The organism is Caenibacillus caldisaponilyticus (assembly GCF_002003465.1).
GTDB lineage: Bacteria > Bacillota > Bacilli > Bacillales > Sporolactobacillaceae > Caenibacillus > Caenibacillus caldisaponilyticus.
The window spans coordinates 1-2045 of the sequence record NZ_BDDQ01000096.1; the positions used below are offsets into that span (position 1 = coordinate 1).

General features: G+C 42.4%; 5 protein-coding genes. All 5 read left to right on the top strand.

All coding sequences use genetic code 11. The features are described 5' to 3' along the window. On the top strand, positions 1 to 383 hold a 383-nt coding region (locus CCB157_RS16295; RefSeq protein WP_077616878.1), incomplete at its 5' end, for a phage tail terminator protein. Positions 384 to 388: 5 nt separating this feature from the next. Next, a complete protein-coding gene (locus CCB157_RS16300; RefSeq protein ID WP_077616879.1) occupies positions 389 to 850 on the top strand; it encodes a phage tail tube protein in 462 nt (153 codons plus the stop codon). Further along, on the top strand, positions 850 to 1449 hold the full coding sequence (locus tag CCB157_RS16305; protein ID WP_077616880.1) for a bacteriophage Gp15 family protein: 600 nt from the start codon (positions 850 to 852) through the stop codon (positions 1447 to 1449). Before CCB157_RS16300 ends, CCB157_RS16305 begins: the two co-directional genes overlap by 1 nt. Then, positions 1450 to 1812 carry a DUF6673 family protein gene (locus CCB157_RS16310; RefSeq protein ID WP_077616881.1) on the top strand — a complete coding sequence of 121 codons (363 nt, stop codon included), beginning with the start codon at positions 1450 to 1452 and terminating at the stop codon, positions 1810 to 1812. A 44-nt stretch (positions 1813 to 1856) separates the two neighbouring features. Continuing rightward, on the top strand, positions 1857 to 2045 hold a 189-nt coding region (locus CCB157_RS16315), incomplete at its 3' end, for a hypothetical protein (RefSeq protein ID WP_143287119.1).

Sequence of the window (2045 nt, forward strand, 5' to 3'; positions counted from 1 at the left end):
TTTTAGAGCGGCTGGTTATTGATGTGCTTGATAAGCAAGGTTATTATGCAACGGTCGTGTCACCGATGTTGACGGATGGGAACAGTATTGCCGTTATGGTGATGCCGGCGAATGACTATGACCATTATTACGACGGTTCATATCGTCAAAACTTTGCTTTTCAGGTTATGACCAAACATGAAAACCAACTCACCGCCTATCATACGCTTTTGGATATCGCGAGCCTTTTAAAAAATATCGAGGATATTCCTAGCGCTAATGGAACGTATGAATTTGAGGGCATAGACATCACCACGGACCCGAACATTATCACGAAAGACGATAAGTATTACATTTTCGCCGCTCAATTTAGTGCGGCGCTTTTTATTAAACCAAAGGGGTGATATAGATGGCCGAAGATTTCATTCTTAATTATCGAAACAGATATGAAATCGATACGACCGGGGGAAGTGACACGCCGGAATGGGCAACGATTGCCGCGGGAATTAGCTCAGTAGATCCATCCTTTGATGATGAAACCGATGATACCCCATATTACGACGGGGAAGGTTTCTCGAGTCAAGATGTTACGGGTATTACCGCATCGCTTCAATTCAGCGGACATCGTAAATATGGAGATCCAGCCCAGGACTATATTGCCAGCCTTGCATTTGAGGTTGGTGAGAATCGCAAAACAAAATTCAGATGGACGCAACCTGATGGCAAGCAAATCACTGGGGATGTGACGATTTCAGGGATCAAAGTCACTGGCGGGGACGCCAACGCAAAAAGTGATTTTGAATTTACGGTGACGTTCAACGGCAAGCCGGAAGTCACCGATGCCGGTTCTGGGAGTGGAACTGGTGAATAATGTTCACATTGACTGATCCGCTGGAAGAGGAAATTGAGATCGAGGGGAATGTTTACCCCCTCGATCTTTCTTTTGATAATGTACTTCGCTTTTTTGATCTCATGGATGACGATACATTCTTTGATGCTGAAAAAATCGAAATTGCATTTGAAATGTTCATTGATACTGATAAGGAATTCGATTTTGAGACCAAATATAAAGTCGTTAAAACCATTGTTGAGACTTTCATAGCTTCACATAATGATTCCAATGCTGATTATTCATCAGATGGTGGAGACAGTAAACAATACTATGATCTAAAGCAAGACGCCGAATATATCTATGCATCCTTTTTGCAAGAGTATGGAATCGATCTCATCGAGCAACAAGGGAAGCTCAGGTGGGAGAAGTTTGTCGCATTGCTCGTCGGTCTCCGAGATAACACCAGATTTAAGGAAATCGTTGGGATCCGTGCGGCTGAATTGCCGCGCGGCAAAGGTATGGAAGAAGAAAGGAAGCGGCTACGTAAATTGAAACAAATTTACGCGCTAAAGAAAGACCAAAAAACAAAAGAAGCTGAATTGGATGCGATGTTCAATATGCTGGCAGGAGGGAAATAAATGGCCATTAAAATCGAGAAGAAACAAACGGAAATACCGATTGAAATCGGCGATTTGAAGTTTGCTTTTGATGTGACCGATGAATCCATACAAAGATTTCGCGAAAATGCGATAAAGATACAGCAGGAACTTGAAGTTATCAACGATGAAGAAGAAGATTTTAACAAGACAAAGGATATTCTTAAAAAAGGGTTTGATGTGATTCTTGGCGATGGCGCTTTTGAAAGAGTCTATCAAATGACGCCGAGCATTCCGTATCTGCTAAACTATTTTATCCAGTTGGTAGACGGTTTGACTGAGGAGTTAAACGACATTGGAGCATTCCAAGAGCGGGCAAACAAATATTTACGCAAGAAAAAGTGAACCTGAATAGGTTCTTTTTTTATGCCGAAAGGCAGGTGGAATAAATGGCTGACGGGAAAGTCATTATCGATGTAACGCTTGACGATGGACGGGTCGTGAAGGACGTTGCTAATCTCAACAATCAGATTTTAGGCGTTGGAAAAGCTGGAAAAACAGCGGCGCTTGGGCTTAAAACTCTTCTATCTGCAATTGGAATCACGGCGTTGGTCTCAAAAGGCATCGATATGGTGAAA